At 42.0% G+C, this 966-nt stretch carries 1 protein-coding gene; it reads right to left on the bottom strand.

The window, feature by feature from the left end:
• Nucleotides 1-966: calcium-binding protein (locus R7Q09_RS24495; protein WP_318143738.1), on the bottom strand; the 966-nt coding region annotated here is incomplete at both ends.

Raw genomic sequence — 966 nt, 5'->3', positions numbered from 1 at the left:
ATCATTAAGAAGCTCTCCAATTTCATCTTTAGATAAGTCGTCAAACAGATCTGAGAAGTCTAGAGCGTCTTCATTTTTATTGAAGTCAGTGACAGTATCAACATCGTTAGTGACTTCACTCCACTTAAAGATGTCGGCCCCTTCTGACCCTGTTAAAGTATCACTACCTAAACCACCAATCAGAATATCATCCCCTTCACCGCCAACGAGTATGTCGTTGCCACCATGACCAAATAGTAAGTCATCACCAGCGCCGCCATATAAATTATCCGATTTATCTCCTTGGTGAGTTTGGTTGAATTCTTCCAAGTTATTTCTAACGTACTCATGTATATCTTCGCCGTCAACGGTAGACACATCCTGACCCGTTTGCTGCGCCACATGTGATTGAATCGCACTTAAGCCTTGTTCATTACCACCAAACTCAATTAAGTCACCTAACAAGATATCGTTACCTTCACCTCCTTGAATAGTGTCTGAACCTTGTTTGAGAGGTACATCTTGACCCAATATCTTTTCAGCAAGCTTAGTAACATCAATATCTGACTCTTCCACACCCTCAGTGTCATACTGCTTGAGTGTATGTTCATCAACGCCACTCCCAAGACCTATCGCTTCTATAGAGGACAATGCCGCTAGTACTTGATACATGTGTTGAGCTTGTGTCGAGCTATTCCCTTCATCGTAATAACGGATAGAGCCATAATATCTGTCGATATCGCCAAGGATTCTACCTGTTAGCGGTGAATAAACCTTACCGTAACCATCTCTAACGACATCACCTTTGTAGGTAACGGTTTGTCCGTATGAGTAATTGTTTTTACTCGCAATATCTTGCAGGGTAACAAGCTTGCCAGAATTATCGACGTCCAAAATCACTTTCGAGAATTCACTCGGTGCTACACCATAGAGGTATGTTGCTCTATTTGGTTGACCATCCGTAACAAAGTACGTGATATTTTGGCC

The organism is Vibrio sp. 2130-1 (assembly GCF_033339515.1).
The sequence above is the reverse complement of the archived record's forward strand: the minus strand, read 5'-3'. Positions and strand labels throughout refer to the sequence as shown.